Annotated in this window: 26 protein-coding genes and 3 tRNA genes; 15 read left to right on the forward strand and 14 right to left on the reverse strand. The window is 69.7% G+C overall.

What is annotated here, in order from left to right:
* Positions 1–16: 16 nt before the first annotated feature.
* From OHA77_RS28115 to OHA77_RS28145, 7 genes are all read right to left on the reverse strand, one after another.
* Entirely contained in the window at positions 17–367 is a 351-nt protein-coding gene (locus OHA77_RS28115) for an antibiotic biosynthesis monooxygenase family protein (RefSeq protein WP_406319883.1), read from the reverse strand.
* Positions 368–464: 97 nt separating this feature from the next.
* Positions 465–1,049, reverse strand: coding sequence for a hypothetical protein (locus OHA77_RS28120; protein ID WP_406312434.1), 585 nt, complete (start codon positions 1,047–1,049; stop codon positions 465–467).
* Positions 1,050–1,054: 5 nt separating this feature from the next.
* A complete protein-coding gene (locus OHA77_RS28125; RefSeq protein WP_406312435.1) occupies positions 1,055–1,735 on the reverse strand; it encodes a DUF6286 domain-containing protein in 681 nt (226 codons plus the stop codon).
* Positions 1,732–2,199 carry an Asp23/Gls24 family envelope stress response protein gene (locus tag OHA77_RS28130; protein ID WP_326825182.1) on the reverse strand — a complete coding sequence of 156 codons (468 nt, stop codon included), beginning with the start codon at positions 2,197–2,199 and terminating at the stop codon, positions 1,732–1,734. Before OHA77_RS28130 ends, OHA77_RS28125 begins: the two co-directional genes overlap by 4 nt.
* Positions 2,196–2,384 (reverse strand): hypothetical protein, encoded by a 189-nt coding sequence (locus OHA77_RS28135; RefSeq protein ID WP_326825181.1) that lies wholly within the window; start codon positions 2,382–2,384, stop codon positions 2,196–2,198. The genes OHA77_RS28130 and OHA77_RS28135 overlap by 4 nt, the downstream gene beginning before the upstream one ends.
* Positions 2,381–2,647 (reverse strand): hypothetical protein, encoded by a 267-nt coding sequence (locus tag OHA77_RS28140; RefSeq protein WP_406312436.1) that lies wholly within the window; start codon positions 2,645–2,647, stop codon positions 2,381–2,383. Before OHA77_RS28140 ends, OHA77_RS28135 begins: the two co-directional genes overlap by 4 nt.
* Entirely contained in the window at positions 2,644–3,150 is a 507-nt protein-coding gene (locus OHA77_RS28145; protein WP_406312437.1) for an Asp23/Gls24 family envelope stress response protein, read from the reverse strand. The genes OHA77_RS28140 and OHA77_RS28145 overlap by 4 nt, the downstream gene beginning before the upstream one ends.
* A 272-nt stretch (positions 3,151–3,422) precedes the next feature.
* Here OHA77_RS28145 and OHA77_RS28150 point away from each other — a divergent pair, with 272 nt between their 5' ends.
* The gene (locus OHA77_RS28150; RefSeq protein ID WP_326825178.1) at positions 3,423–4,199 is read left to right on the forward strand and encodes a fumarylacetoacetate hydrolase family protein; all 777 of its coding nucleotides are present in this window, start codon (positions 3,423–3,425) and stop codon (positions 4,197–4,199) included.
* A 28-nt stretch (positions 4,200–4,227) separates the two neighbouring features.
* Complete coding sequence (gene gltX, locus OHA77_RS28155; RefSeq protein WP_406319884.1) at positions 4,228–5,559, forward strand: glutamate--tRNA ligase; 1,332 nt, start codon at positions 4,228–4,230, stop codon at positions 5,557–5,559.
* On the opposite strand, the gene OHA77_RS28160 is transcribed toward gltX, so the two are convergent.
* Positions 5,473–6,801 carry an MATE family efflux transporter gene (locus tag OHA77_RS28160; RefSeq protein ID WP_406312438.1) on the reverse strand — a complete coding sequence of 443 codons (1,329 nt, stop codon included), beginning with the start codon at positions 6,799–6,801 and terminating at the stop codon, positions 5,473–5,475. The genes gltX and OHA77_RS28160 overlap by 87 nt on opposite strands.
* A 55-nt stretch (positions 6,802–6,856) precedes the next feature.
* On the opposite strand from OHA77_RS28160, the gene OHA77_RS28165 reads away from it, so the two are divergent.
* Positions 6,857–7,393 carry a PadR family transcriptional regulator gene (locus tag OHA77_RS28165; RefSeq protein ID WP_326825176.1) on the forward strand — a complete coding sequence of 179 codons (537 nt, stop codon included), beginning with the start codon at positions 6,857–6,859 and terminating at the stop codon, positions 7,391–7,393.
* 135 nt (positions 7,394–7,528) lie between these two features.
* On the opposite strand, the gene OHA77_RS28170 is transcribed toward OHA77_RS28165, so the two are convergent.
* A complete protein-coding gene (locus OHA77_RS28170) occupies positions 7,529–9,505 on the reverse strand; it encodes a M3 family metallopeptidase (RefSeq protein ID WP_406312439.1) in 1,977 nt (658 codons plus the stop codon).
* 174 nt (positions 9,506–9,679) lie between these two features.
* Between OHA77_RS28170 and OHA77_RS28175 the strand changes: the two genes are divergently transcribed.
* The 3 genes from OHA77_RS28175 to OHA77_RS28185 all read left to right on the forward strand — a co-directional run bounded on the left by OHA77_RS28175 (position 9,680) and on the right by OHA77_RS28185 (position 9,975).
* Positions 9,680–9,751: transfer RNA gene (locus OHA77_RS28175), tRNA-Gln, on the forward strand.
* A gap of 61 nt (positions 9,752–9,812) precedes the next feature.
* Positions 9,813–9,888 (forward strand) — tRNA-Glu (locus tag OHA77_RS28180).
* A 14-nt stretch (positions 9,889–9,902) separates the two neighbouring features.
* Positions 9,903–9,975 (forward strand) — tRNA-Glu (locus OHA77_RS28185).
* A 295-nt stretch (positions 9,976–10,270) separates the two neighbouring features.
* On the opposite strand, the gene OHA77_RS28190 is transcribed toward OHA77_RS28185, so the two are convergent.
* Together OHA77_RS28190 and OHA77_RS28195 are read right to left on the reverse strand one after the other, a co-directional pair.
* A complete protein-coding gene (locus OHA77_RS28190) occupies positions 10,271–12,010 on the reverse strand; it encodes a hypothetical protein (RefSeq protein ID WP_406312440.1) in 1,740 nt (579 codons plus the stop codon).
* A gap of 51 nt (positions 12,011–12,061) precedes the next feature.
* A complete protein-coding gene (locus OHA77_RS28195; protein ID WP_326825172.1) occupies positions 12,062–12,778 on the reverse strand; it encodes an IclR family transcriptional regulator in 717 nt (238 codons plus the stop codon).
* A gap of 71 nt (positions 12,779–12,849) precedes the next feature.
* On the opposite strand from OHA77_RS28195, the gene leuC reads away from it, so the two are divergent.
* The 4 genes from leuC to OHA77_RS28215 all read left to right on the forward strand — a co-directional run bounded on the left by leuC (position 12,850) and on the right by OHA77_RS28215 (position 15,502).
* The gene (gene leuC, locus OHA77_RS28200) at positions 12,850–14,229 is read left to right on the forward strand and encodes a 3-isopropylmalate dehydratase large subunit (RefSeq protein ID WP_326825171.1); all 1,380 of its coding nucleotides are present in this window, start codon (positions 12,850–12,852) and stop codon (positions 14,227–14,229) included.
* A gap of 11 nt (positions 14,230–14,240) precedes the next feature.
* Positions 14,241–14,828, forward strand: coding sequence for a 3-isopropylmalate dehydratase small subunit (leuD, locus tag OHA77_RS28205; protein ID WP_326825170.1), 588 nt, complete (start codon positions 14,241–14,243; stop codon positions 14,826–14,828).
* The gene (locus OHA77_RS28210; RefSeq protein WP_326825169.1) at positions 14,807–15,061 is read left to right on the forward strand and encodes a hypothetical protein; all 255 of its coding nucleotides are present in this window, start codon (positions 14,807–14,809) and stop codon (positions 15,059–15,061) included. Before leuD ends, OHA77_RS28210 begins: the two co-directional genes overlap by 22 nt.
* A 141-nt stretch (positions 15,062–15,202) precedes the next feature.
* Positions 15,203–15,502 carry an HU family DNA-binding protein gene (locus OHA77_RS28215; RefSeq protein WP_326825168.1) on the forward strand — a complete coding sequence of 100 codons (300 nt, stop codon included), beginning with the start codon at positions 15,203–15,205 and terminating at the stop codon, positions 15,500–15,502.
* A gap of 203 nt (positions 15,503–15,705) precedes the next feature.
* On the opposite strand, the gene OHA77_RS28220 is transcribed toward OHA77_RS28215, so the two are convergent.
* A complete protein-coding gene (locus tag OHA77_RS28220; RefSeq protein ID WP_406312441.1) occupies positions 15,706–15,915 on the reverse strand; it encodes a hypothetical protein in 210 nt (69 codons plus the stop codon).
* Positions 15,916–16,244: 329 nt separating this feature from the next.
* On the opposite strand from OHA77_RS28220, the gene OHA77_RS28225 reads away from it, so the two are divergent.
* The gene (locus OHA77_RS28225) at positions 16,245–17,000 is read left to right on the forward strand and encodes an ABC transporter ATP-binding protein (RefSeq protein ID WP_406319885.1); all 756 of its coding nucleotides are present in this window, start codon (positions 16,245–16,247) and stop codon (positions 16,998–17,000) included.
* Positions 16,985–18,925, forward strand: a complete 1,941-nt coding sequence (locus OHA77_RS28230) for a hypothetical protein (protein WP_406312442.1) — start codon at positions 16,985–16,987, stop codon at positions 18,923–18,925. The genes OHA77_RS28225 and OHA77_RS28230 overlap by 16 nt, the downstream gene beginning before the upstream one ends.
* On the opposite strand, the gene OHA77_RS28235 is transcribed toward OHA77_RS28230, so the two are convergent.
* Positions 18,905–19,669, reverse strand: coding sequence for a TetR/AcrR family transcriptional regulator (locus tag OHA77_RS28235; RefSeq protein WP_406312443.1), 765 nt, complete (start codon positions 19,667–19,669; stop codon positions 18,905–18,907). The genes OHA77_RS28230 and OHA77_RS28235 overlap by 21 nt on opposite strands.
* Positions 19,670–19,939: 270 nt before the next feature.
* Between OHA77_RS28235 and OHA77_RS28240 the strand changes: the two genes are divergently transcribed.
* Positions 19,940–21,397, forward strand: coding sequence for an MFS transporter (locus tag OHA77_RS28240; RefSeq protein WP_406312444.1), 1,458 nt, complete (start codon positions 19,940–19,942; stop codon positions 21,395–21,397).
* Positions 21,398–21,437: 40 nt separating this feature from the next.
* On the opposite strand, the gene cofC is transcribed toward OHA77_RS28240, so the two are convergent.
* Positions 21,438–22,109 carry a 2-phospho-L-lactate guanylyltransferase gene (gene cofC / locus OHA77_RS28245; RefSeq protein WP_406312445.1) on the reverse strand — a complete coding sequence of 224 codons (672 nt, stop codon included), beginning with the start codon at positions 22,107–22,109 and terminating at the stop codon, positions 21,438–21,440.
* Positions 22,110–22,187: 78 nt separating this feature from the next.
* Here cofC and OHA77_RS28250 point away from each other — a divergent pair, with 78 nt between their 5' ends.
* Both OHA77_RS28250 and OHA77_RS28255 read left to right on the forward strand, forming a co-directional pair.
* The gene (locus tag OHA77_RS28250; RefSeq protein WP_406312447.1) at positions 22,188–22,901 is read left to right on the forward strand and encodes a lysophospholipid acyltransferase family protein; all 714 of its coding nucleotides are present in this window, start codon (positions 22,188–22,190) and stop codon (positions 22,899–22,901) included.
* A gap of 20 nt (positions 22,902–22,921) precedes the next feature.
* A complete protein-coding gene (locus OHA77_RS28255) occupies positions 22,922–23,932 on the forward strand; it encodes an NAD(P)H-dependent glycerol-3-phosphate dehydrogenase (RefSeq protein WP_406312448.1) in 1,011 nt (336 codons plus the stop codon).
* Positions 23,933–23,954: the final 22 nt, after the last annotated feature.

A 23,954-nucleotide genomic window follows, 5' to 3' on the forward strand; every position in this document is an offset into this window, starting at 1 on the left:
CGCGCTCGCCCGACGGTCAGGACCCGGACGCCGGACCGGTGCTCTGGACGACCTCGAACGACCAGAGTTCGGCCCCGCTGGCGGCGGGTCCCTGGCCGTGGCCGTGACCCTGCCCGGCGGGTCCCTGGCCGTGGCCGTGACCCTGCTGCCCCTCCGGCCCCTGCTGTCCGCCGGCCTGGGCGTGACCCCTCTGGAAGGCCTGGCTGTCGGTCCAGCGCTTGAAGTCCTCCTCGGAGCGCCAGCGGGTGTAGACCAGATACCGGTCGGTGCCGTCCACCGGGCGGAGCAGCTCGAACCACTCGAACCCGTCCGCCGACTCCACGATCCCGGCGCGCCCGGAGAATCGGCGCTCCAGCTCCTGGCGCATCTCCGCCGAAACCGTCAGTGCATTTATCTTCACGACCGAAGGCACATCGTCTCCTCGAAGCGTTGGTTCCGCCGACCACTCTACGGTCAACGCTCCGTCAGGCGACGGTCCTGCGGTTCCGTGGCGGTTCCTCCAGGCTCACCTGGGCGACGGCCGGGATGTGCTCGGTCTCCAACGCCCGGCGCATGCGCGGGATGGCCACCCCGTCCAGTTGCTCGCGGATCGCCTCCATGGGGAGGGTCTCGTCGGCCACCACGCGCAGCCGTACCGCCGGATGCGCGTCCGTGCCGACCATCGCGGCGCTGGCGCCGAGGATCGCGGGGTGCGCGCTGACGTCGGCGGCCATCGCGGCGGCCACGCCACCGGTGTGGACGTCGGTGAAACCGCCGGGGCCGCTCGCCAGGCGCATGTCGCCCAGCCTGGAGTGCCGTCCCTGGACCAGCAGCCAGCGCAGGCCGAGCAGGGCCAGTACGACTCCGGCACCGGCGACCACCCACCACAGCCACGGGGAGCGGATGAAGGTGTCGCGTACCGGGCCGTTGACGAGCGGCTCCCCGGCCGGACCTCCGATCCGGGAGAAGGCACCCGTGCCACGGGCGACGGCGAGGCCGCCGAGGACCGTCAGCAGCAGTCCCACGATCAGCAGTCCCAGCCGGTTGCCCCTCGGGGTCTTCCTGTCCATGGCGATCACCGTCCTCGCACATTCACCCGTACGGGATGGTCGTCGACCGGAGAGAGCGCGGCGATCCGGCCGGTGACGGCCTGCCGGACGGCCTCGGCCAGCCCGGTGGTGTCCCGCAGGGAACTGTCCGCCCGCACCTGCGCGGTCCTGCCGTGCAGCGTCACCCGGGCGTGGTCGACCCCCTCCACCTGCCGGGCGGCGTGGGCCAGGGAACGGGTGAAGCCCCGGCGCTGCATGCCGATGATCAGGTCGGGGTCGCCGGTTCTGGCCGGGATGAGCCGGGGCTGCCCCGGAACCAGCGCGAGCAGCACCAGGAGCAGGCCCAGGGCGGTGAGCACGCTCCCGCCCAGCAGCACCTGCGGGCTGTTCCACGGCGTCGACGACGCCCAGCCCAGGATCCGGTCGTACGGTATCCAGCGCACCGACCTGCCCAGCAGGGCGGAGACCGCCTCCACCGCGACCAGGACGCCGAGCAGGGTCATCAGGGCGGCCGTGATCACAGCGGGGACCACCCGGCGCGGGCGGAAGGCCCGGTTCGCCGCCCGGTCCGCCGCCCGGTTCCTGGGGACTCCGGCGGACGGGGGCGAGGGCCGTTCCATGATCTCCGCGCCGGGTGCGGTCGTGCTCTCCGGCGCGGGATGCGCACCGGAGGCCGGGGTCGGCGACGAGGAGGCGGGGACCGTCATCCGTGATCCTCTCCTTGGGGCGGCAGCACGTCGGTCACGTCGATGTCGATATGGCCGATGTGCAGCCCGGTGAGCATGTGGACCCGGTCGGCGACGTGCCTCCGGACCGCCTCGGTGACCTGCAGGAGCGGAGTCGGATACTCCACGGACACGTCCAGGTGCAGCGTCGTGAGCTCTCCGTCCACGGCGGCGTGGGTGCCTCCCCCGAAGGCCAGCGGCTTCCGTTCACGGACCTCTCGCACCCCCGCGACCTCTCCGGCCGCGCGGGCCGCGATACGTGACACCACCCGCCCCGGGATGTCGGTCTTCCCCCGCCGCTCGGCCGGTACGGCGGGCCGCACCGGCCGAATGGACTGCCCGGCCGCCTCCATGGCGGAGTCGCCCTCCGGCCGCTGGGCGGGGAGGTCGTGGGTGTCCGCGGTCGCTTCGGGAGACGCGGCGCGGTGCTCGACCGGGGTGGTCATCGGCGCTTCACACCCATCCGGGACAGGTCGATCTCGCCGCCTTCGACGATGCGGCCGACCAGGAGTCCGACGGCGCCCAGAACGAGCACCAGGAGAAACGCGCCGAGACCGCCGAAGGCTCCGGCGAGACCCAGGATGATGCCGACGAACATGCCGGCGACGCTCCATACGGGGAACTGGTTCATCGAATACCTCCGATATAGACATTCACCGGACGGTCGCCCACCAGCGGGGCGACCGCCGTCCGCACCTCTTCGGCGATCTCCGGCAGCGGCCGCCCCAACTGGGCGACGATGGACACCTCGACGTCGGCGTCCCGGACGGCGACGCCGGAGACCCTCTCGCCGGGCAGATATGTCGCCACGGTGCCGAACGGGCCGCTCGACAGGTCGGCGACATCGGGGCATCGCCGTACGGTGTCGGCTATCTCCTGCGCGAGATCGCTCACCGGACGCGCGGACCCTGTTCGAGTTCCTCGGCCTTCCCCTTTTCGTCTTCCTTCTCCTGGCCGGGCATGTGGACATCGTTGACCTTGATGTTGACCTCGGTCATCTCGAGCCCGGTCATGCGTTCGACGGCCATGATCACGTTGCGGCGCACGGCGGCGGCGACGTCGGGGATGGCCACTCCGTATTCGACCACCAGGTCCAGGTCGGCCGCCGCCTGTCGCTCGCCAACCTCGACGGACACGCCCTGGGTGACGCTCTTCTCGCCGCCCACCATGCCGCGGACGGCGCCGAGTGCCCGTGCGGTGCCGGCGCCCATGTCGTAGACACCGGACACCTCGCGGGCCGCCATTCCGGCGATCTTCGAGACGACTCCGCCGTCGATGGTCGTGGTTCCCTTGGAGGTCACCAGGTTCCCCTGGTTTCCGCCGGTGCCGGGCCGAGCTCGCGGCACCGATGTCTCGTCGCCCCTTGACGGCGTGTTCACCGTGTTGGCTTCGGTCACGTCGGTTCCTTCCCCCGGGGGGAAGATCGTGTGCTTCCCCATATTGCCTATAAGGCGTCATACCCCCCATAAGAACAGCAACCATCACATACCTTTTCCTGGGGAAATCCTGTATGTACATGATTGATATGTTTAATAACTTTTGTATGGTTTGTATGTGCTTTGATGGTTTATATAGTGATATGTGATACGTCCTCGGTGGTGCCCGGCGCCCCCGGCCCGGCACCCGGGCGGTGGTCCGGCGGCACTCCGCGCGCGGTTAGCCTTGTCGTGTGCGTATAGCGAGGTTCTCCACAGGCGACGGTGTCGGTTTCGGTGTGGTCGAGGGCGGACCCGGCGAGGAGTTCATCGCCGCGATCTCCGGGCACCCGTTCGGCCCGATCCAGCTCACCGGTGAGCGTCACTCGCTCTCGCAGGTCAAACTGGTCGCGCCGATGCTGCCCAGCAAGGTCGTCGCGATCGGCAAGAACTACGCCGACCACGCCCGTGAGATGGGCGGCGAGGTCCCCGACGAGCCGCTGGTCTTCCTGAAGCCGTCCACCTCGGTGATCGGTTCGGGGGAGGCCATCGCCTACCCGACCGGGCTGACCCGGCATGTCGACTTCGAGGGTGAGCTGGCCGTGGTCATCGGCAGGCTCTGCCGGGAGGTCCCCGCCGAGCGGGCCCACGAGGTCGTGTTCGGTTACACCTGCGCCAACGACGTCACGGCCCGGGACCTGCAGAAGAAGGACGTGCAGTTCACCCGCGCCAAGGGCTTCGACACGTTCTGCCCGCTCGGCCCGTGGATCCAGACCGATCTCGACCCGGCCGACCTGGCCATCACCACGACGGTGAACGGCGAGGTCAAGCAGAGCTCCCGCACCTCCAAGCTCATGTACGACATCCCGACGCTGATCGCCCACGTGAGCGCGGTCATGACCCTGATCCCCGGCGACGTCATCCTCACCGGGACGCCCGACGGGGTCGGCCCGCTGGACGTCGGCGACGAGGTCAGCGTCGGCATCGAAGGAATCGGCACTCTCACCAACCGGGTGGTCTCCCGTGACTAGGGTTCGTTTCGCTCCGTCCCCCACCGGCATGTTCCACGTCGGCAGCGCCCGCGCGGCGCTGTTCAACTGGGCGCTGGCCGAGCAGTCCGGCGGCACGTTCATCCTGCGTGTGGAGGACACCGACGCCACCCGCAACCGTCCCGAGTGGACCGAGGGCATCCTCTCGGCCCTCGCCTGGATCGGGATCGACGGCGACAACCCGATCTTCGAGGGCCCCTACTTCCAGTCGGCCTACGAGCCGCAGCACCGCGAGGCCGTCGCCAAGCTGCTCGCCGACGGCAAGGCCTACCACTGCGACTGCACCCGCGAGCAGGTCCAGGCGCGGACCGGTTCCGAGCACCGGGGCTACGACGGCTTCTGCCGCGACAGGGGCCTGACCGGTGGGGCGGTGCGCTTCCGCACCCCAGACGAGGGCGTCACCGTGGTCGACGACGTCATCAGGGGCAGGGTGGAGTTCCCCAACGACGCGCAGGAGGACTTCGTCGTCGCGCGCAGCGACGGGTCCCCGCTCTACGTCTTGGCCAACGCCGTCGACGACATCACGCAGCGGGTCACCCACGTGATCCGCGGCGAGGAGCACATGCCCAACGCCGCCCGCCAGGAGCTGCTGTGGCCCGCGCTGGGCGCGCAGCCCCCCGTCTGGGCGCACACCCCGGTCATCGTCAACGAGCAGCGCAAGAAGCTGTCCAAGCGCCGCGACAAGGTCGCCCTGGAGTCCTACCGCGACGAGGGCTACCTGCCGGAGGCGATGGTCAACTACCTGATGCTGCTCGGCTGGGGCCCCGGCGGCGACCGCGAGATCATGCCGTGGTCGGAGATGGTCCCGCTGTTCCGCCTGGAGAACGTCATCTCCTCCAACGCCTTCTTCGACGAGAAGAAGCTCCGCGCCTTCAACGGCGAGTACATCCGGGCGCTGCCGCTCGCGACCTTCGTCGCCCGCTGCGAGCCGTGGCTGGAGCCCGACTGGGACCGGGAGACCTTCACCAGGGTCGCCGAGCTCGCCCAGACCCGCATTGCGGTCCTGTCGGAGATCACCGCGAACGTGGACTTCCTCTTCTTGGACGAGCCCGTCTTCGACCAGGCGTCGTGGGACAAGGCCATGAAGACCTCCGCCGCGGAGATTCTCACCGGTTACCTCGGCCGCCTGGAGAAGGTCGACATGGACCCGGAGTCGCTCAAGTCGGCACTGGAGGAGGTCGGGGCCGAGCACGGCCTCAAGCTCGGCAAGGCCCAGGCGCCCGTCCGGGTGGCCGTCACCGGCCGGACCGTCGGCCTACCGCTGTTCGAGTCGATCGAGGTGCTCGGCCGGGAGCGCACGATGGACCGGATCCGCGCCGCCCTCACCCGGCTCCAGGGCTGAGCCGGCACCGTCGCGCGGGGGCCGGGACCGGAGGGCCGGGCCCCCGATGAGCGCGAGGGTGAGCGCGGCGCCGGTGGCCATCGCCAGCCAGACGCCGGTGGGACCGAGTACGGCACTGAGGACGTAGGCGAGAGGGAGCTGGATCGCGAAACCCGCCAGAGTGGCGGTGAGCAGCCTGCTCCCCCTCCCGCTCGCCTGGAGCACCCCGCCCACGGAGATCAGCCCGCCGAACGGGACGAGATAGAGCGTCATCCAGCGCAGGAAGCTCACCGCCTCGGCGGCCACCGCCGGGTCGCCGGTGAACAGACCGGCCACGGGCACGGCGACGGCATTGAGCACGACGGCGACGGCCAGGCCCGCGGTCAGGCCGTACCGGAGGGCGGGTCCCGGTTCGCCTGAGCGGGCCGTCAGGACCATGGCGGCCTGGCGGAGGGCGTAGAAGGCCATCACCCCGGCCAGCATGATCTTCGTCCCGATGCCGTAGCCCGCCAGTGCCACGGTGCCGAACCCGCCGATCACCTCCACCAGGACCATGCCGACGAGGGACCTGGCCAGGAAGTCCCCGGACATGGGCAGGCCGGTGCGGACGATGGCCACCGCGTCCACGCGGTTGGCCCGTGCCGTCCGGTCGCGGGGCGTCCGTCGTGCCAGGAGGATCAGCGCGACGGCGAGGGTGACCGCCCGCGCCAGCACGGTCGCCGCCGCCGCTCCCTGGACGCCGAAGCCGAACCCGTAGATGAACAGCGGGTCGAGTCCGATCACCAGCACGTTGCAGAGCAGGGCGGTGCGCATCGGGGTCGTGGTGTCACCGCGTCCCTTGAAGATCCCGTCCACCAGTGACTGGGCGAAGAAGACCGGGATCCCGGCGAAGGAGACCAGGAAGAAGTCGGCCGTCAGGCCGGCCGTCACCGCGTCGGCGGTGAAGAGCCGGGCGAGTGGTTCACGCAGCAGCACGCCGGGGACCGCCACCACCAGGGCTGTCACCGCCCAGAGCAGCCACGCCGTACGGATCACCGGCTGGATCGGCTCCCTGCCGTCGCGTCTGCCGACCAGGACGGTGGTCCCGGTCTGGACGGCGAGGATGACGCCCAGGGCGAGGTGTTCGGCGGTGGTCGCGACCGTCACCGCGGCCACGGCCCGGCTGCCCAAGCCGGAGACCCAGAGCAGGTCGATCAGGCCGACCGCGACCACGGCGGTCAGCAACTCCACGTAGACGGGCAGGGCAAGGCGGACCAGCTTCACAGTTATACCTCGTTTCGATTTATCTCTTTTAGAGGTATAGCGTTACGATGCTTTCATGGCAAGTGGCGACCTGACCCTGTCGATCCTCGGTCTTCTCGGGGCGGGACCGATGCACGGCTACGAGCTCAAAACCCGGATTCTGGAGCTGAGCGGCCACCTCCGTCCGGTCAGCGACGGAGCCCTCTACCCGGCGATCGCCAGGCTGGAGAAGGCCCGGCTGCTGGAGCGGCACGAGGAGGAGGGGGCGGGCGCCGCCCGCCGCCAGGTCCTCACCCTGACCGAGGCGGGACGGGCGGAGCTCCTGCGCCGGCTCCGCGAGCCCGCGGACCTGGACATCAGCGACCAGACCCGGTTCTTCGGCCTGCTGACCTTCCTGTCGCAGCTCCCCGACCGCACCGACCGGGCCCGGGTGCTCCGCCGTCGCCTCGACTTCCTGGAGGCTCCCGCCAGCTTCTTCTACGAAGGGGGCAGGCCGCTGCGGGCCGAGGAGGTCCCCGATCCGTTCCACCGCGGCATGCTCCTGATCGCCCGAGCCACCGGCGAGGCCGAGAAGGAGTGGCTCAGGGCCGCGCTGGCCGAACTCGGCCGCTGATCCCGACGGTCGTTCCACGAATGCGTGACGAATGTTCGACGAGCTCGACGCCGTGGAGCGTCGCGGTCAAGCGGCACGCGGAGGGTGGAGCCGTACGGCCCGTCCGGTGGGCGGGCCGTACGTGCGGTGGCGCCGTCAGGCCAGGCCGCGGCGCTCCAGGAGCGGCTCGATGCGCGGGTCGCGGCCGCGGAAGTCGCGGAACGCCTCCAGCGCGTCCTTGGAGCCGCCGACCGACAGCAGGGTGGACCGGAAGTGGTCGCCGTTGCCGCGCAGCAGGCCACCGTTCTCCTTGAACCACTCGACGCTCTCGGCGTCCAGCACCTCGCTCCAGATGTAGGAGTAGTAGCCCGCGCTGTAGCTGCCCAGGCCGCCGGAGAAGATGTGCGCGAAGTAGTTGGTCCGGTAACGGCTGCGGACCAGGTCGAAGGCGATCCCGGCGCGCTCCAGGGCCGCCGTCTCGAACGTCTCGGCGTTCTCGACCGTCTCTCCGGCGGCCAGCTTGTGCCAGGCCCAGTCGAGCAGCGCCGCGGCGAGATACTCCACGGTCGCGAAGCCCTGGTTGAACTTCTCGGCTGCCCTCATCTTCTCCAGGAGCTCCGCGGGCACCGGCTCGCCGGTCTCGTGGTGCTTGGCGAAGTTGGCGAGCACCGAGGGCCAGGTGGCCCACATCTCGTTGACCTGCGAGGGGTACTCCACGAAGTCGCGCGGTACCTCGGTCCCGGAGACCCGCGGGAAGCGGACGTCGGAGAACAGGCCGTGCAGAGCGTGGCCGAACTCGTGGAAGGCGGTGTTGACCTCGTCGAAGGTCAGCAGGGTCGGGCCCTCGGCGGGCTTGGTGATGTTGAGGTTGTTCATCACCACGGGCAGGTCGCCGAACAGGTGCGACTGGTCCACCAGGTTGTTCATCCACGCGCCGCCGCGCTTGGTCGGCCGGGCGTAGGGGTCGAACAGGAACAGGCCCAGCGCTGAGCCGTCCGCGTTGAACACCTCGAAGACCCGCACGTCCGGGTGGTAGCCGGCCAGATCGTCCCGGTCGGTGAAGGTGATCCCGTACAGCTCGCCGGCCGCGTGGAAGACACCGTCCCGCAGCACCCGGTCCAGCTCGAAGTAGGGGCGCAGCTCGGAGCTGTCGAAGTCGTAGCGGGCCTTGCGCACCTTCTCCGCGTAGAAGGACCAGTCCCACGCCTCGATCGGGAAGCCGGCCTCCTCGCTCAACAGCTCCGCCTCGCGGCGGGCGTTGGCCATCGCCGGGCCCACCAGCTTGCCGAGCATCTCCTCGACCGCCTCGGTGGTCTTGGCCGTCTGGTCGGCGACGGAGTAGGCGGCGTGGTTGGGGTAGCCGAGCAGGGCGGCCCGCTCGGCGCGGAGCGTCGCCAGCTTGACGGCCAGGTCGAAGTTCTCCGGCGCCCGGTTCACCGACAGCTCGTACAGCCTCCGGCGGGTCCGCCTGTCGGTCAGCTCGGCGAGGGCGGGCTGGTTGGTGAAGTTGAGGAGCGGCAGGGTGTAGGTGCCGTCCTTCTCGATCGCCTTGACCGTGCTCGCAGAGAGACCGTCGAGCTCCTTGACGTCCTGGACGACCAGCGCCGAGGCGGTGGAGGCCGTCAGCAGGTTCTGCGGGAAGGCGGTGGCGATCCTGGTCAGCTCCTCGTTGAGCCCCTTCAGCCGTTCCTGCTCGGACTCGGACAGGTCGGCGCCGGCCCGGACGAAGTCCACCCGGTACTTCTCCAGCAGCCAAGCCTCCTCCGGGGTTTCGGTGGTGACCTGCTTGATCCTCCGGTAGAGGGCGCGGTTGAGGTGGATGGCGTCGCCGTGCTTGGTCAGCCGGGGGGAGATCTCGGTCTCGATCTTCCGGATGCCGTCGGTGGCGTCGGAGGAGGCGATGCTGAAGAAGGCCGTCGCGGTCCGCTTCAGGATCTGGCCCGAGCGCTCCAGGGCCTCGATCGTGTTGGCGAAGGTCGCCGGGGCGGGATCACCGGCGATCGCCTCGACCTCCCGCAGCTGGTCGGCCATGCCGCGCTCGAACGCGGGCAGGTAGTGCTCCTCCCGGATCTCACCGAAGTTCGGCAGCGCGTAGGGCAGCGCGCTGGGGGCGAAGAAGGGGTTCTCAGCCAAGGGACAGGCTCCTCACATGCGGATAGATCTCAGCTAGCAGCGTTACATAACGGACCCGCGGCCGCACTCCGGCGTCACCCGGGTCGGGTCGTCGCCAATCGTTTTGGTCTTGGCCCCCAACCTGGGCTATTCTTTCGGAGTCGCCAACGAGCCCCGCAAGGGGGTCAAGCGCGGTGGGGTATGGTGTAATTGGCAACACGGCTGATTCTGGTTCAGTTGTTCTAGGTTCGAGTCCTGGTACCCCAGCTGCACCCTCTCTTGGAGGGTGCTGCGGATCCGGCCCCCCGGATCCGACGACAGTGTGTATGGTCCCGTCGTCTAGTGGCCTAGGACGCCGCCCTCTCAAGGCGGTAACGCCGGTTCGAATCCGGTCGGGACTACCACTGTCATTTCGCAAGGCTCCGTCGTCTAGTGGCCTAGGACGCCGCCCTCTCAAGGCGGTAGCGCCGGTTCGAATCCGGTCGGGGCTACATCGGTGAACCCCCTCGAAGGCATCTGCTTTCGGGGGTTTTCTGCTTTTCCGGACCGGTTGCCGGAGTCATTCCCTTATTGGATGCCCTTGCTGTCCGATGAGGGTTGAAGACGATCACTTTTCCGGTCGGCGGGCGCGAGGAGAAGATCGACGGACCGGTCGTGCCGTACGGGGCGGCGATCCTCGTGAGCGAGCTGACCGACCAGACGGCGCAGCACCTGTCCGCACGTCCGGCGGGCCGGTGGGCGTCCTGCCGGCCGGACCGGCTCCAGGCCGGCCCGGCCGGCAGGACGTCAGTTGTGCGTGGAGCGGGCCTTGAACAGGGCGCGCTTGGCGGCCTTGCCCACCTGCTTGTCCGGGTGGGCCTTGCCGATCGCCTCCAGCAGCTCCTCCAGGTGCGGGTGCGGCACCTTCCAGATCACGTCGAGCAGGTTGACCAGGTTGGGCACGTTGCCGATGTCGTCCAGGCTGCTGACGAACTCCGGACGGCCGAGACCGGCGGAGATGGTCAGCATGTCGAGGATCAGCCAGTGGGTGTCGGCCTGGGTGGGCGGGGGAGCGTCGTCGACGCCGAGCTGGGCCAGATGGGTGGCCGCGTAGGGGCGCAGGGACGGCTCGTCGAGGGCGTCCTGCCACGCGGGCACGGCCGCCTCGCCCAGCGAGCCCACCATGCTGGCCGCCTGGACTCGGACCAGGGCGTCCGCGTCGTCCTCGGCCGCCGCCTCCAGCAGCTCCTTGGCGGCCTGGTCGGGCTCGCGCAGCTCCATCCAGGCGGCGAACTCGGCGTCCGCCTCCTCCTCGGGCAGCTCCGCGCTGAAGGAGAGCAGGTCCAGGGCCGTCATCGCGTCGATGGCGGGACGGGCGTCCAGTTCGATGTCGGCGTCGTCGGCCAGGTGGACCACGCCCTCCATACCGAGCGGGGTCAGCCGTACCTGATCGTGCTCGACCTCGACCATGCCGTAGCCGGCCAGCCAGTCGAGCACCGGGGCGAGCGGGTCGCCGTACTGCGCGGTGGCCGCGGTCCAGGCGTCGGCACCCTGCTCGTCGTACTCGGCGACGGCCTCCGCCAGCTCGGTGCGGAGCTCGTCCAGCGCCTTGGAGCCGGTCGCCAGGAGCACCCGGACCAGCAGCGCCCGGGTCAGCCCCGACAGGGCGATCGTGGCGTCCTCGTCCTCCAGCTCGGGATCGCCGTAGTCCACCGAATGGAGACCGGCCATCCAGACGTCCAGGGCGTCGTCGTCCTCGTCGAAGGGCCAGTCGGCGGTGTCGGCGTCGGCGCTGACGGTGTCCTCGCCCTCGGGCTGGAGGAAGTCCAGGTCGATCGCGAGGTTCCAGATGTTCCAGAGCGCGGGCACCGAGTCGGACAGCGGCTTGCCGCTGTCCTCGGGCGCGGGCAGTCCCAGAGCGGCCAGGGCTTGGAGGATCTCGGCGTCGGTGAGCAGGCTCGCCTCGCCCACCTGCCGCTCGGACCCGACCCAGATCGCCAGGTCGCGCGCCTTGGCGATCAGGGGCGCCCGCCGGGTGGCCACGGCAAGCTCGGCATCGGGGCGGAGCCGGATCGTCGGCAGCTCGGCGAGCTCGTCCGCGAACGGTTCGAAGTCGCCCAGCCCCTCGGACTCCTCGTCGTCGTATTCCTCGTCGTCGTCCTGATCGACGACGAGGTCCTCCATCGCGTCGACGAAGTCGTCCTCCAGGTCGTCGAGCTCGGCGAGCAGATCCTTGAGCGAGGCGGAACCCCTGACCAGCCGGTCGGTCTCCGACAGGAAGGTGAGGTAGGCGCGGACCGACGGCACCATGCCGTCGGCGGCGGTGTCCGGGTCCTCCACGACCTGCGGCATGCGGTCGAGCAGCACGGTGCGCAGATCGTCCTGCCTCCAGCGGCCGACGTCGTCTGAGGCGATCAGCCGGTGCCACAGGGCCACCGGGCCGACCAGGGTGGAATCGCTGCCGGGTGCGTTCTCGCGCGCCCAGAGGATGAATTCTTGGAGCAGGGGACGCAGTTCAACGGCAGCGGCCTCGATGCGATCTGTCACCTCCCCAGCCTAGGGGGCCGCAAGGGTGCTCGCCTCCCCATATCGCATGGTTCAGTTGGCCCGTCGCATCGACTCGGTGATCCGCTCTGCGGCGGTGACCACGGGGGCGGCGTGCATCCTGCCCGGAGTCCTGGTCAGGCGCTCGATCGGTCCGGAGACCGAGACTGCGGCGACCACCTTGCCGCCCGTGCCCCGGATCGGAGCCGAGACGCTGGCCACGCCCTGCTCGCGCTCGCCGACGCTGTGCGCCCAGCCCCTGCGCCGGACGCTCGCCAGCGTCGCCGCGGTGAACTTGGCCCCGCGCAGGCCGCGGTGGAGCCGGTCCGGCTCCTCCCAGGCCAGCAGGATCTGCGCCGCCGATCCGGCGAGCATCGGCAGGGCCGAGCCGACCGGCACGGTGTCGCGCAGTCCGCTGGACCGCTCGGCGGCCGCCACGCACACCCGCTCGTCACCCTGCCGCCGGTAAAGTTGTGCGCTCTCCCCGGTCAGGTCCCGGAGCTGGGCCAGCACCGGCGAGGCGACGGCCAGCAGCCGATCCTCCCCGGCGGCCGTGGACAGCTCCGACAGTCGCGGGCCCAGTACGAACCGGCCCTGCGTGTCCCGGGAGACGATGCGGTGGTGTTCCAGCGCGACGGCGAGCCGATGGGCGGTGGGGCGTGCCAGGCCGGTGGCCTGGACGAGCTGTGCGAGGGACGCCGGACCGGCTTCGAGGGCATTGAGCACGAGCACGGCCTTGTCGAGTACGCCGACTCCGCTAGAGTTGTCCATACACCGATATTGCCGTCTCGACATATGAGAAAGCAAGTGAGGTGTGGAAGAGCCGATCGCAAGGAGGCGACATGGGCCGAACGCTGGCGGAGAAGGTCTGGGAGCAGCACGTCGTGCGACGTGCCGACGGAGAACCCGATCTCCTCTACATCGACCTTCACCTCATCCACGAGGTGACCAGCCCGCAGGCGTTCGACGGCCTGCGCCTGGCGGGGCGTCCCGTCCGGAGGCCGGATCTCACGATCGCCACCGAGGACCACAACGTCCCGACCGTACTCGGTCCCATCAAGGACCCCGTGTCCCGCACCCAGGTCGAGACCCTGCGCAAGAACTGCGCCGAGTTCGGCATCCGGTTGCACCCCATGGGTGACGCGGGCCAGGGCGTCGTGCACATCATCGGGCCGCAGTTCGGCCTCACCCAGCCGGGCATGACGATCGTCTGCGGCGATTCCCACACCTCCACCCACGGCGCCTTCGGAGGCATCGCCTTCGGTATCGGCACCTCCGAGGTGGAGCACGTGCTGGCCACCCAGACCCTGCCCGCCTACCGTCCGAAGACGATGGCCATCGAGGTCTCCGGCGACCTGCCGGCCGGGGTCACCGCGAAGGACCTGATCCTGGCGGTCATCGCCAGGATCGGCACCGGGGGCGGTCAGGGCTACATCGTCGAATACCGCGGCGAGGCCATCCGCAAGCTCTCCATGGAGGGCCGGATGACCGTCTGCAACATGTCCATCGAGGCGGGCGCCCGGGCGGGCATGATCGCTCCGGACGAGACCACGTTCGCCTACCTGAAGGGCCGCCCCCACGCGCCGTCCGGCGCCGACTGGGACGCCGCGGTCGAATACTGGAAGTCGCTGACGACCGACGAGGACGCCGTCTTCGACACGGTCGTGGAGATCGACGCCACGACGCTGACCCCGTTCGTCACCTGGGGCACGAACCCGGGCCAGGGCGCTCCCCTGGGGGCCGCGGTGCCCGCCCCGCAGGACACCGACGACCCGGCCGCCGCCGAGCGCGCGCTGGAGTACATGGGCCTGACCGCGGGCACCCCGCTCCGCGAGGTCGCGGTGGACACGGTCTTCGTCGGCTCCTGCACCAACGGGCGCCTGGAGGACCTGCGGGCGGTGGCCGACGTGCTGCGCGGCCGTCAGGTCGTCACCCGCACGCTCATCGTCCCCGGCTCGATGCTGGTCAAGCTCCAGGCCGAGCAGGAGGGGCTGCACGAGGTGTTCAAGGCTGCGGGCGCCGAATGGCGCGAGGCGGGCTGTTCCATGTGCCTGGGCATGAACCCCGACACCCTCGCCCCCGGCGAGCGCAGCGCCTCGACGTCCAACCGCAACTTCGAGGGGCGTCAGGGCAAGGGCGGCCGTACGCATCTGGTCTCCCCGCAGGTCGCCGCAGCGACCGCCGTCACCGGCAAACTGACCGCGCCCGCCGACCTGGCCTAGGAGAACCGATCATGGAAGCTTTCACCACCCACACCGGCCGGGCCGTGCCGCTGCGCCGCAGCAACGTGGACACCGACCAGATCATCCCGGCGGTCTGGCTCAAGCAGGTCAGCCGGACCGGATTCGAGAAGGGGCTGTTCTCGGCCTGGCGCGAGGACCCGGCCTTCGTCCTGAACGACCCCGTCCGCGAGGGCGCCTCGATCCTCGTCTCCGGACCCGACTTCGGCACCGGTTCCTCACGCGAGCACGCGGTCTGGGCGCTGCAGCAGTACGGCTTCCGCGTCGTGATCGCGGCCCGTTTCGGCGACATCTTCCGTAATAATTCCACCAAGATGGGACTGCTGCCCGTGGTGCTTCCGGCCGCCACGGTGGAGGCGATCCAGGCGGCCGTGGACGCGGATCCCGCGCTGGAAATCACCGTTGACCTGGGGGAGCGCCAGGTTCGCTGGGCGGGCGAGATCGCCGCGTTCGAGATCGACGACTACACCCGCTGGCGACTGCTGGAGGGATTGGACGACATCGGGCTGACCCTCCGCAATGCCGATGCCGTCGAAACATACGAGAATGGACGGCAGTCATGGCTGCCGACGACCGTCTGACGCGTTCGGAGAATGAGTTGGCGTGGCGACTGCGCGAGGCGCATCGCCGCGTCCGTTCACTGCGCGCGCCTCTTGCGCAGAGGGAACGTCTGACCAAGCGCCTGCTTTCGATCTGTGATGTCGCCAAGCGTGACCTCAGTCATGCAGCGGGGCGTCTTGATTTATTCCTTCTCGACCTTGATGCTCTGGTTTCAGATACGCCGAGTGCTGGAAACATTGCGGAAGGTGATTGAGTCGCACGGCTCCGTCCCCTAATTTCAAGCGGCAAGGGGTTTCTCGCTCTGTTGAGACCCCGTGCCGTGACAAATCGGGTGAGACGGGTTTTCTGCCTCATGACCCACTCCCAGACATCGGTAACAGGGGGAGCAACCTTTATGAACAAGAAAGAGCTCGTCGACGCGATCGCTGATCGGGTAGGCGACAAGAAGACAGCCACCGAGGCCGTGAACGCGGTGCTCGACGCCATCCAGAAGGCTGTCGCCAGCGGGGACAAGGTCTCCATCACCGGCTTCGGTGCTTTCGAGATGGTGCACAAGCCGGCTCGCACGGCACGGAACCCTTCGACGGGTGCCGAGATCAAGGTCGCCGAGAGCTGGGGCCCGAAGTTCCGGCCCGGTTCCGACTTCAAGGAGCTCGTCAACGTGGAGGGAAAGAAGGCCTCGAAGAAAAAGTAGGGCCTCACATGGGCGGCCCGGATTCCCATCGGGGAGTCCGGGCGTCCGGCTCTTCGCGGATGAGCGGGCGTCCGGCTTGGCATGGGTGAGCGGGCGAGGCCCGTCCCACCGGATGCCGGGGTCCGGCCCGTCAGGGGGTGCCGGTGGACCCGCCCCGCGGCCGCGGAAGACCTCGGGCCCGCTCTCCGGGTGCGGGAAGAGAGTCAGGCCTGTTCCGGGAGCGGGAAGGTCGAGAGCGTGATGTAGGTGAGCCGCTCGCCTGCCACGAGGATGTTCACCCGCTGACCTGAGCGAAGCAGCCGCAGCGGTCCGGCGTCGAACGCCGCCGCGTCGAACGGGATCTCGCTCCCGTCGTCCAAAAACACCGACCCCGACCGGGTCGCCGCGTCAAAGGTCCGCACCGTCGCCTGCACCCGACCAGCGTAGCCCCTGCGGAAAAGGTCCGCCCTGCGGAGGGCCGGCATGATCACCTCCGCGTACGGCGGAGCGGAGACGCCGGTGTGCGGTGCGACCGGGCCCTCGTGACGATCCGCAGAGCCAGGAGGGCCGAGTGGCCGTGTAGCTAGGTACACCCCCACTCGGGGGATACGCCCATTCCTCGTGCCGGGTGCGAACCCTAGCGTCGAGGACCATGACATCTCCTCCTCGCACGGGGCCCGGTACCGAGGGAATCGGCGTGCACTCAGGAATCTCGCGGCCCGCGGAGCAGAAGGCGGCCACCGCCGCGTCCGGCGAGGATGAGGTGGCGGCGTTCCGCCTGGTGGGTCTGCACAAGAAGTTCGGCGAGCACACGGCGGTGGACCACGCCGACCTCACGGTCGCTCCGGGGTCCTTCTACGGGCTGGTCGGGCCGAACGGTGCGGGGAAGACCACCATGCTGTCCATGGCGGTCGGGCTGCAGCGGCCGGACGAGGGCCGCGCCTCGGTCTACGGCGTCGACGTGTGGAAGGAGCCGTTGCGGGCCCGCAGGCTCATGGGGGTGCTGCCCGACGGGCTGGCGATGCCCGAGCGGCTCACCGGACGGGAACTGCTCACCTATCTGGGGCAGCTGCACGGTCTGGACGCCGCCGAGGCCGCGCAGCGCAGCGGCGAGCTGCTCGCCGTCATGGAGCTCGACGGCCCGGCGGAGCGCACCCTGGTCGTCGACTACTCCACGGGCATGCGCAAGAAGATCGGCCTGGCCACCGCGCTGCTGCACGGACCGAAGCTGCTGGTGCTCGACGAGCCCTTCGAGGCCGTCGACCCGGTCTCCGCGGCCACGATCAAGCAGATCCTCAAGCGGTTCGTCGCGGGCGGCGGTTCGGTGCTGATCTCCAGCCACGTCATGGCGCTGGTCGAGCAGCTGTGCGACACGGTCGGGGTGATGGCCAAGGGCCGGGTCGTGGCCGCGGGGCCGCTCGACGAGGTGCGCGGCGGCCGCTCGCTTGAGGAGACCTTCGTCGACCTGGTCGGCGTCGAGATCGGCGGCGGGGAGGGACTGTCGTGGTTGGTGTCCTGATCCGGATGAAGCTCGCCGTGCTGCGGAACACCGCGACCGCCGGCAAGACGGCGTGGGTCGTCGTGGGCGGGACCGTCGGTCTCTGCCTGGCGATCGCCACCGTCGTCCTGGCATTCTTCGACTTCGCGCATCCGCGGATGCTGATGGACCTGCTCGCGGTGACCTTCGCGCTGTGGGCCCTGGGCTGGATGGTCGGCCCGACATTCGCCGGTGAACCTCCGCTCAACGGTCAGCACTTCCACCGCCAGCCGATACCGCGCGGCACCCTGGCCCTGGGCCTGCTCGCCTCCGCCATGGTGGCCGTCACCACGGCGGTCACACTCCTCGCGTTCACCTCGCTGATCGTCTTCGCCGCCCGGCTGAACCTGAGGGCCGTGGTGGTCTCGGTCCCGGCGGTGATCCTGCTGCTCCTGCTGGTGGTGCTGCTGTCGCGGGTGGTCTCGCTGCTGTTCGGCGCGCTGGCCAGGTCCCGCTTCGGAGGCGTCGTCACCGCGACGGTGACCGCGGCGATGATCGCACTGGCCTCGTTCTCCTGGATCATCTTCATCGGGATCTACGTCCTGCTCGAGCAGGGGTTCCCGCCCCGGCTCTCCACGGTCCTGCGGTCGCTGCCCTTCAGCTGGGGCCTGCTCTCCGTGGAGGCCGCAGGCCGCGGCGACTGGTGGTGGACCGTCGGACCGCTGGTGGCGCTCGCCGTCCTCGTCGTGGTGCTGTTCCTGGTGTGGACGAGGCTGCTCGGACCGCAGCGGCTCGCTCGCGCGGTGGTGCGCGGGTCCTCGGCGGAGCGGGCGGCGCCGAGGGGCTGGGCCGCGCGCAGTGATCTGGGCGCGCTCTACCTCAAGGAGATGCGCACGTGGTGGCGCGATCCGCTGCGCACCCAGAACATCGCGATGCCCGCCGCGTACGCGGTCATCACCGCGCTGTTCCCGCTGATGCTCGACTTCACCGGGTTCTTCCCGTTCGTCGGCGCGGCCACCGCGCTGATGGGTGCCGCGACGTGCGCGAACCTCTACGGGCAGGACGGCACCGCGTTGTGGATGACGCTGATGCTGCCCGGCAAGGAGAAGGCCGACGTACGGGCCCGGCAGCTCGCCTGGCTGACGGTGTTCGGCCCCATGACACTCGTGATGACGGCCGCGGGTTCGGTCCTGCACGGGGACCTCTCCCTGGTGCCGTGGGCGCTGGCGGCCGATCTCGCCGCGCTCGGCGGCGGTGCCGGCCTGCTGGTCTGGATCTCCGTCGTGAGTCTCGTGCCGGGGCCGGACCCGCACAGGAGCAAGAACTCGCCGCTGGACCACGGAGACGTCACCGGCCAGTCGTTCCTGATGTTCTTCCCCACGCTGGCCGCCGTCCTCCCCGCGCTCGGCGTGGCCCTCGCGGGGCAGCTGCTCGACCGGCCCCTGCTCCTGTGGGCGAGCGTGCCGACCGGTCTACTGGTCGGCGTCGTCTGCTATGTGTGGTTCGGTGCCCTGGCCGCGCGGCGGCTGCGTGAGAAGGGCCCCGACCTGCTGCAGCTGATGCGGTCGGGCAGGCAACGAGCCGTCGTCGACGACCTGGGGACGGCGAAGGCGCCGTCGGTGTTCGAGACGATGGGGGCCAAGAACCAGTTCCTCATGTGGGGCGGCATGGCCATCGGCATCCTCGGGCTGTTCCCGCAGGGCCTGGTGCCGCTCGGCATCAAGCTCAGCGGCTCGACGGACCGGCTGTGGTTTCTCGCGCTGTACATGCCGAATCCGTGGCAGTGGCCGGTGATCGCGGGCATGATCCTGATCGGTCTGGCGGGCTTCGGCGGCATGCTGGCGGTGTACCTCGCCGAGAGCCGGAAGGCGAAGGAGAAGGCGAGGACGGAGCTGAAGGTCCGTACGGAGGCGGCGCGGGCCGAGGAGCCGAAGGAGGGCTCGGTCTCAGCCCTGCCCCTCGCCTGATTCCGGTGCGTCGGAAGACTTCGAGGCCCCGGTCTCCGCGGCGAAGGACGCCAGCCCGCGGATGATGATCTCCATGCCCAGGGTGAACCGGTCGTCGTTGGACTTGTCGAGCAGGAAGTCCGAGAGCGCGACCAGGTTGGGGAAGCGGTCGGCCGGCAGGTCCTTGAAATACTGCTCCAGGCTGGACTGGAGCTCCTTCCAGGTGACCTCCTCGGACTCGCGGCGGCGGTCGTCCCACATGCTCTCCTCGTAGGCGAAGCCGTCGATGAAAGTGGAGATCACGTCTCCCGCGGCGCCCGCCACCCGGTCGGGGAGCCCCGCCGCCCGGAAGATGCCGAGGAGCCGGTCCAGCTGCGGCAGCACCTCGGGATCGAACGGCACGGAGCCCATGGAGATCCTGGCCAGGTCGCGGTGCTCCCGCAGCCGGGCCCGGCTGCCCTTGGCGAACTCCATGATCTGCTCGGGCCAGTGCGCGGGGTCGGGATCGGGCAGGGTCCATCCGCGGAACGTCCGGATGTACATCAGATCGAACAGCTCGTCCTTGCTGCGCACGTGGGCGTAGAGAGCCGAGACCGCCACGCCGAGCTCGGCGGCGACCTGGCGCATGCTCAGCTTCTCGTATCCCTCGCGGTCGAGCACCACGTAGGCGGCGTCGACGATCCGGTCACGGGTGAGCGGGATCCGCGCGGGGGGAGTCCTCCGGCGTGTCCGCTCCCAGGGCAGCGCGGGCAGCTCGTCACTCATGTCGCCAGTGTAACTTCGGCTGAACACCGATCGTCGAAGAGAACGCTGCTCATTTTCGCGACATATCTTGTCTGTGGGCTCGTTGCGACATATCTTGAGAACGCTGAACGTATCGAAGAACACTGTTCATCAAAGTATCAGCGTTCATGTATGGTGAACGGCGTTCTCCCATGCCGGGCGTCTCCCGGCGAACGCCCCGCGTGGCATCTCGGAACACGTGCCCTTCCCACTGGCACGACGACATTCGACAGACAGACAAGGAGTCCCCCCATGGCCGCAGACGTGACGGTTCCGGCTCGACCGGTGGCGGAACCGCCCGCCTACCGATGGCGCTGGGCCGCCCTGGCCGTGATCCTGGCCGCCGAGGTGATGGACCTGCTCGACGCGATGGTCACCAACATCGCCTCGCCCACCATCCAGGCCGAACTCGGCGGCACCGCCGCCACGATCCAGTGGCTCGGCGCCGCCTACACGCTCTCGATGGCCGTGGGCCTGATCACCGGCGGACGGCTGGGGGACATCTTCGGCCGCAGGCGGATGTTCCTCATCGGTGCGGCCGGATTCACCGTGGGCTCACTGCTCTGCGCGATCGCCCAGTCACCCGAACTGCTCGTCGGCGCCCGCGTTGTGCAGGGTCTGTTCGGCGCGGTGATGCTGCCGCAGGGACTGGGCATGATCAAGGAGATGTTCCCCCCGAAGGAGATGGGCGCGGCGTTCGGCATGTTCGGCCCCGTCATGGGCCTGTCCTCGGTGGGCGGCCCGATCCTGGCCGGATGGCTGATCGACGCCGACTTCTTCGGCACCGGCTGGCGAATGATCTTCCTGATCAACCTGCCGCTCGGCCTGGCCGCCGTCATCGCCGGACTGCGCTTCCTGCCCGAGTCGCGCTCGCCGCACCCGCTCAGGCTCGACGTCCCCGGGGTGATCCTGGCCTCCATGGCCGGGCTGCTCCTGGTCTTCCCGCTCGTGCAGGGCAGAGAGGACGGCTGGCCGGTCTGGTCCTTCGTCATGATGGGAGCCTCGGCCGTGGTCTTCGCGGGCTTCGGATGGTTCGAATCCCGCAAGAGCCGCACGGGCGGTGACCCGCTGGTCGTGCCGAGCCTGTTCCGCAAGCGGGCCTTCACCGGCGGCCTGCTGACCGGTCTGGTCTTCTTCTCCGCGATGTCCGGCTTCATGTTGGTGTTCAACCTCTACACTCAGATCGGCCTCGGCTACTCCACGCTCAAGGCCGGTCTCGTGATGATCCCCTGGTCGCTGGGCATGGTCGCCGGCTTCGGCCTGGCTCAGACGGTGGCGAGATTCGGCCGCAAGGTCCTGCAGGGCGGTGTTCTCGTCATGACACTCGGCACGCTCGGCGTCCTGCTGACGATCACCATGGCGGGGGCGACGGTGACCGCCTGGCAGTTCGTCCCGGCCCTCGCGGTCGCCGGCATCGGCATGGGCCTGCTGATGGCGCCGTTCTTCGACATCGTGCTGGCCGGCGTCGAGCAGCACGAGACCGGTTCGGCCTCTGGCACGCTGACCGCCGTCCAGCAACTCGGCGGAGCCTTCGGCGTCGCCCTGCTCGGCACGGTCTTCTTCGATCTGGTGGCCGGCGGGCCGAACCCCGACCTCGCCGGTGCGATGCGGGTCGTGCTGTGGGTGGTGGCCGGAATGCTGCTGCTGACCTTCGTCACCGCCTTCCTGCTGCCGCGGAAGGCGCGTGAAGAGGCGATCGAGGGGCACTGATCGGCGGTGCCGCGGACGGGCCGGCCACCGAGCGCCGAGGTCACGGAGCGGGGGGTCCTCCGGCGGGGGACCCTCCTCTGATCGTTGCGACCATCTTCAGCGTGCGCGGTCCCAGGCCGAGGGCCAGGGCCGCCCGCAGGTCATCGGGGGTGTCGACGTCCCGGCGGACCGAGTCGATCCCGTCCAGGAAGATCTCCTTGGCGCCCCGCCGCAGGTGGCGGTCGCGTGACGGGCCACCGAACCCGGGGGTGAACGGGATGCCGGGCCGTACGCCGTAGAAGGTCGTGCCGACGTCGGTCGCGTCGGGCAGGAACGCCTGGTCGAACTCCGCGGCGGCGGTGAGCACGAGCGCCAGCTCCGCCGGGCGGAGAGCGGGCAGATCGGCCTGGAGGGCGCCGACGGGGGCGCCGGGCGCCAGTCGTACCGCCTCCTGGGCGCCGTGCCGCAGCGCCGCGTTCAGCCCCGCCGCCGGATCGCCGACGACATGGGCGCCCACGCCGTCGAGCGGCTCGGCCGCCACCGGATCACCCGTCACCACCACGACCCGCGTGACGAGCGCACAGCTCAGCGCGGCTTCGACCGTGTCACAGGCGATCGCCACGGCCAGCTCCGCCCGGTGCGGGCCGGCCGCCTCCGAGAGCCGTGTCTTGGCGGCGACCAGTGTCTTGACCGGGACGACGAGGGTCCAGCCAGAGCTCTCCGATGCAGGCATAGCCTTAGCATCTCGCCTCGACATCCCACAGAGCCAACCGGGACACTTGTGGCGCATCCCGCTCAATTGGAGGAGCCCATGAGACGTCCTGGATGGCCTTCCCGATTCTGGGTCACCGTGGCCGTCACGATCGTCAAGCCGATCGCGTGGTTGCTGGTCAAGAAGGACTGGCGCCGGGCCGACCGCCTGCCCGGGTCCGGCGGGATCATCCTGGCGACCAACCACCTCTCGTGGCTGGACCCCATCCTGCTGTCGCACTACCTCTACGCCAACGGGCGCTGGCCGACGATCCTGGCCAAGTCGGGACTCTTCTCGGTGCCGGTGATCGGGCACATGGTGAAGTCGCTGATGGCCATCCCGGTCTACCGGGGAAGCGCCGACGCCGCCCGCTCGCTCAAGGAGTCGGAGGAGCGGATCGCCGACGGGGCGTGCGTGCTGTTCTACCCCGAGGGCACCTGCACCCGCGATCCCCGGTTCTGGCCGATGGAGGGCAGGACGGGTGCGGCGCGGCTGGCCCTGGCCACCGGCGCGCCGGTGATCCCGGTGGCCCACTGGGGAGCCCAGGAGATCCTCCCCTACGGCAGCAAGAAGCCCCGGCTCCTCCCGCGTACGACCTTCCGCGTGCTGACGGGGCCGCCGGTCGACCTGTCGAAATACACGGGGCAGGAGCTCAGCGCCGACGTCCTGCGTGATGCGACCGCCGACATCATGGCGGCCATCACGTCCCTGCTCGCCGAGCTGCGCGAGGAGGAGGCGCCCGATGCGCCGTTCGGGAAACCTGCTGACCGCTGAATTCGGCATACGGTGATGAGATGACTAAGGCGGCTGTATTCGGCACGGGATCGTGGGGCACCACCTTCGCGATGATCATGGCGAGGGCGGGCACCCGGACGACCCTGTGGGGGCGGCGCCCGGAGGTCGTGGAGGCGATCGACCGGCGCCACGAGAACCCCGACTACCTGCCTGGTGCGACGCTGCCCGAGACGTTGCGCGCCACGACCGACCCCGCCGAGGCGCTCGACGGCGCCGACTTCGTGGTGCTCGCGGTCCCCTCCCAGACCCTGCGGTCGAACCTGATCGCCTGGAAGGCGGCCCTGCCGCCCGACGCGGTGCTGGTCAGCCTGATGAAGGGGGTCGAGCTGGGCACCACCAAGCGGATGAGCGAGGTGATCTGCGAGGTCGCCGAGGTGCCGCAGGAGCAGGTCGCCGTGGTGTCGGGTCCCAACCTGGTCGGCGAGATCATCCGGGGACAGCCCGCCGCGACCGTGGTCGCCTGCACCGACGAGCGGGTCATGGAGCGCCTCCAGGAGGCCTGCCACCTGCCGCCGTGGTTCCGCCCCTACACCAACCCCGACGTGGTGGGTGTGGAGCTCGGCGGAGCGGTCAAGAACGTGATCGCCCTGGCGGTCGGTGTCTCGGCCGGCATGGGGCTCGGCGACAACGTCGGGGCGATGCTGATGACGCGCGGGCTGGCCGAGACCTCCCGGCTGGGCGAGGTGCTCGGCGCGGATCCGCACACCTTCGCCGGGCTCGCCGGGATGGGCGACCTCATAGCGACCTGCACCTCCCCGCTGTCCCGGAACCGTACGTTCGGTAAGAATCTCGGCCAGGGCATGACCCTGTCCGAGGTCGTCGCCGCGACGAAACAGACCGCGGAGGGCGTCAAGTCCTGCGAGTCGGTGCTGGAGCTGGCCAGAAAGCACGATGTGGAGATGCCGATCACCGAGGTCGTGGTGGCCGTCGTCCATGACGGGATGCCGCCCAGCGAGGCCGGGACGCTGCTGATGTCCCGGGCTCCCAGGCCGGAACGGTACGGCGGGTGAGCCGGCACCCGCGCCGGGGCGG

The sequence above is a fragment of the Streptosporangium sp. NBC_01639 genome (genome assembly GCF_045209755.1).
In the GTDB taxonomy this organism is placed as follows: domain Bacteria; phylum Actinomycetota; class Actinomycetes; order Streptosporangiales; family Streptosporangiaceae; genus Streptosporangium.

Excerpts from the sequence above, each read along its gene's own strand:
- OHA77_RS28115 (WP_406319883.1), bottom strand. The coding sequence starts at position 367 with ATGCGCCAGGAGCTGGAGCGCCGATTCTCCGGGCGCGCCGGGATCGTG.
- OHA77_RS28120 (WP_406312434.1), bottom strand. The coding sequence starts at position 1,049 with ATGGACAGGAAGACCCCGAGGGGCAACCGGCTGGGACTGCTGATCGTG.
- OHA77_RS28125 (WP_406312435.1), bottom strand. The coding sequence starts at position 1,735 with ATGACGGTCCCCGCCTCCTCGTCGCCGACCCCGGCCTCCGGTGCGCAT.
- OHA77_RS28130 (WP_326825182.1), bottom strand. The coding sequence starts at position 2,199 with ATGACCACCCCGGTCGAGCACCGCGCCGCGTCTCCCGAAGCGACCGCG.
- OHA77_RS28135 (WP_326825181.1), bottom strand. The coding sequence starts at position 2,384 with ATGAACCAGTTCCCCGTATGGAGCGTCGCCGGCATGTTCGTCGGCATC.
- gltX (WP_406319884.1), top strand. The coding sequence starts at position 4,228 with ATGTTCCACGTCGGCAGCGCCCGCGCGGCGCTGTTCAACTGGGCGCTG.
- OHA77_RS28165 (WP_326825176.1), top strand. The coding sequence starts at position 6,857 with ATGGCAAGTGGCGACCTGACCCTGTCGATCCTCGGTCTTCTCGGGGCG.
- OHA77_RS28195 (WP_326825172.1), bottom strand. The coding sequence starts at position 12,778 with ATGGACAACTCTAGCGGAGTCGGCGTACTCGACAAGGCCGTGCTCGTG.
- leuC (WP_326825171.1), top strand. The coding sequence starts at position 12,850 with ATGGGCCGAACGCTGGCGGAGAAGGTCTGGGAGCAGCACGTCGTGCGA.
- leuD (WP_326825170.1), top strand. The coding sequence starts at position 14,241 with ATGGAAGCTTTCACCACCCACACCGGCCGGGCCGTGCCGCTGCGCCGC.
- OHA77_RS28210 (WP_326825169.1), top strand. The coding sequence starts at position 14,807 with ATGGCTGCCGACGACCGTCTGACGCGTTCGGAGAATGAGTTGGCGTGG.
- OHA77_RS28215 (WP_326825168.1), top strand. The coding sequence starts at position 15,203 with ATGAACAAGAAAGAGCTCGTCGACGCGATCGCTGATCGGGTAGGCGAC.
- OHA77_RS28235 (WP_406312443.1), bottom strand. The coding sequence starts at position 19,669 with ATGAGTGACGAGCTGCCCGCGCTGCCCTGGGAGCGGACACGCCGGAGG.
- OHA77_RS28240 (WP_406312444.1), top strand. The coding sequence starts at position 19,940 with ATGGCCGCAGACGTGACGGTTCCGGCTCGACCGGTGGCGGAACCGCCC.
- cofC (WP_406312445.1), bottom strand. The coding sequence starts at position 22,109 with ATGCCTGCATCGGAGAGCTCTGGCTGGACCCTCGTCGTCCCGGTCAAG.
- OHA77_RS28250 (WP_406312447.1), top strand. The coding sequence starts at position 22,188 with ATGAGACGTCCTGGATGGCCTTCCCGATTCTGGGTCACCGTGGCCGTC.
- OHA77_RS28255 (WP_406312448.1), top strand. The coding sequence starts at position 22,922 with ATGACTAAGGCGGCTGTATTCGGCACGGGATCGTGGGGCACCACCTTC.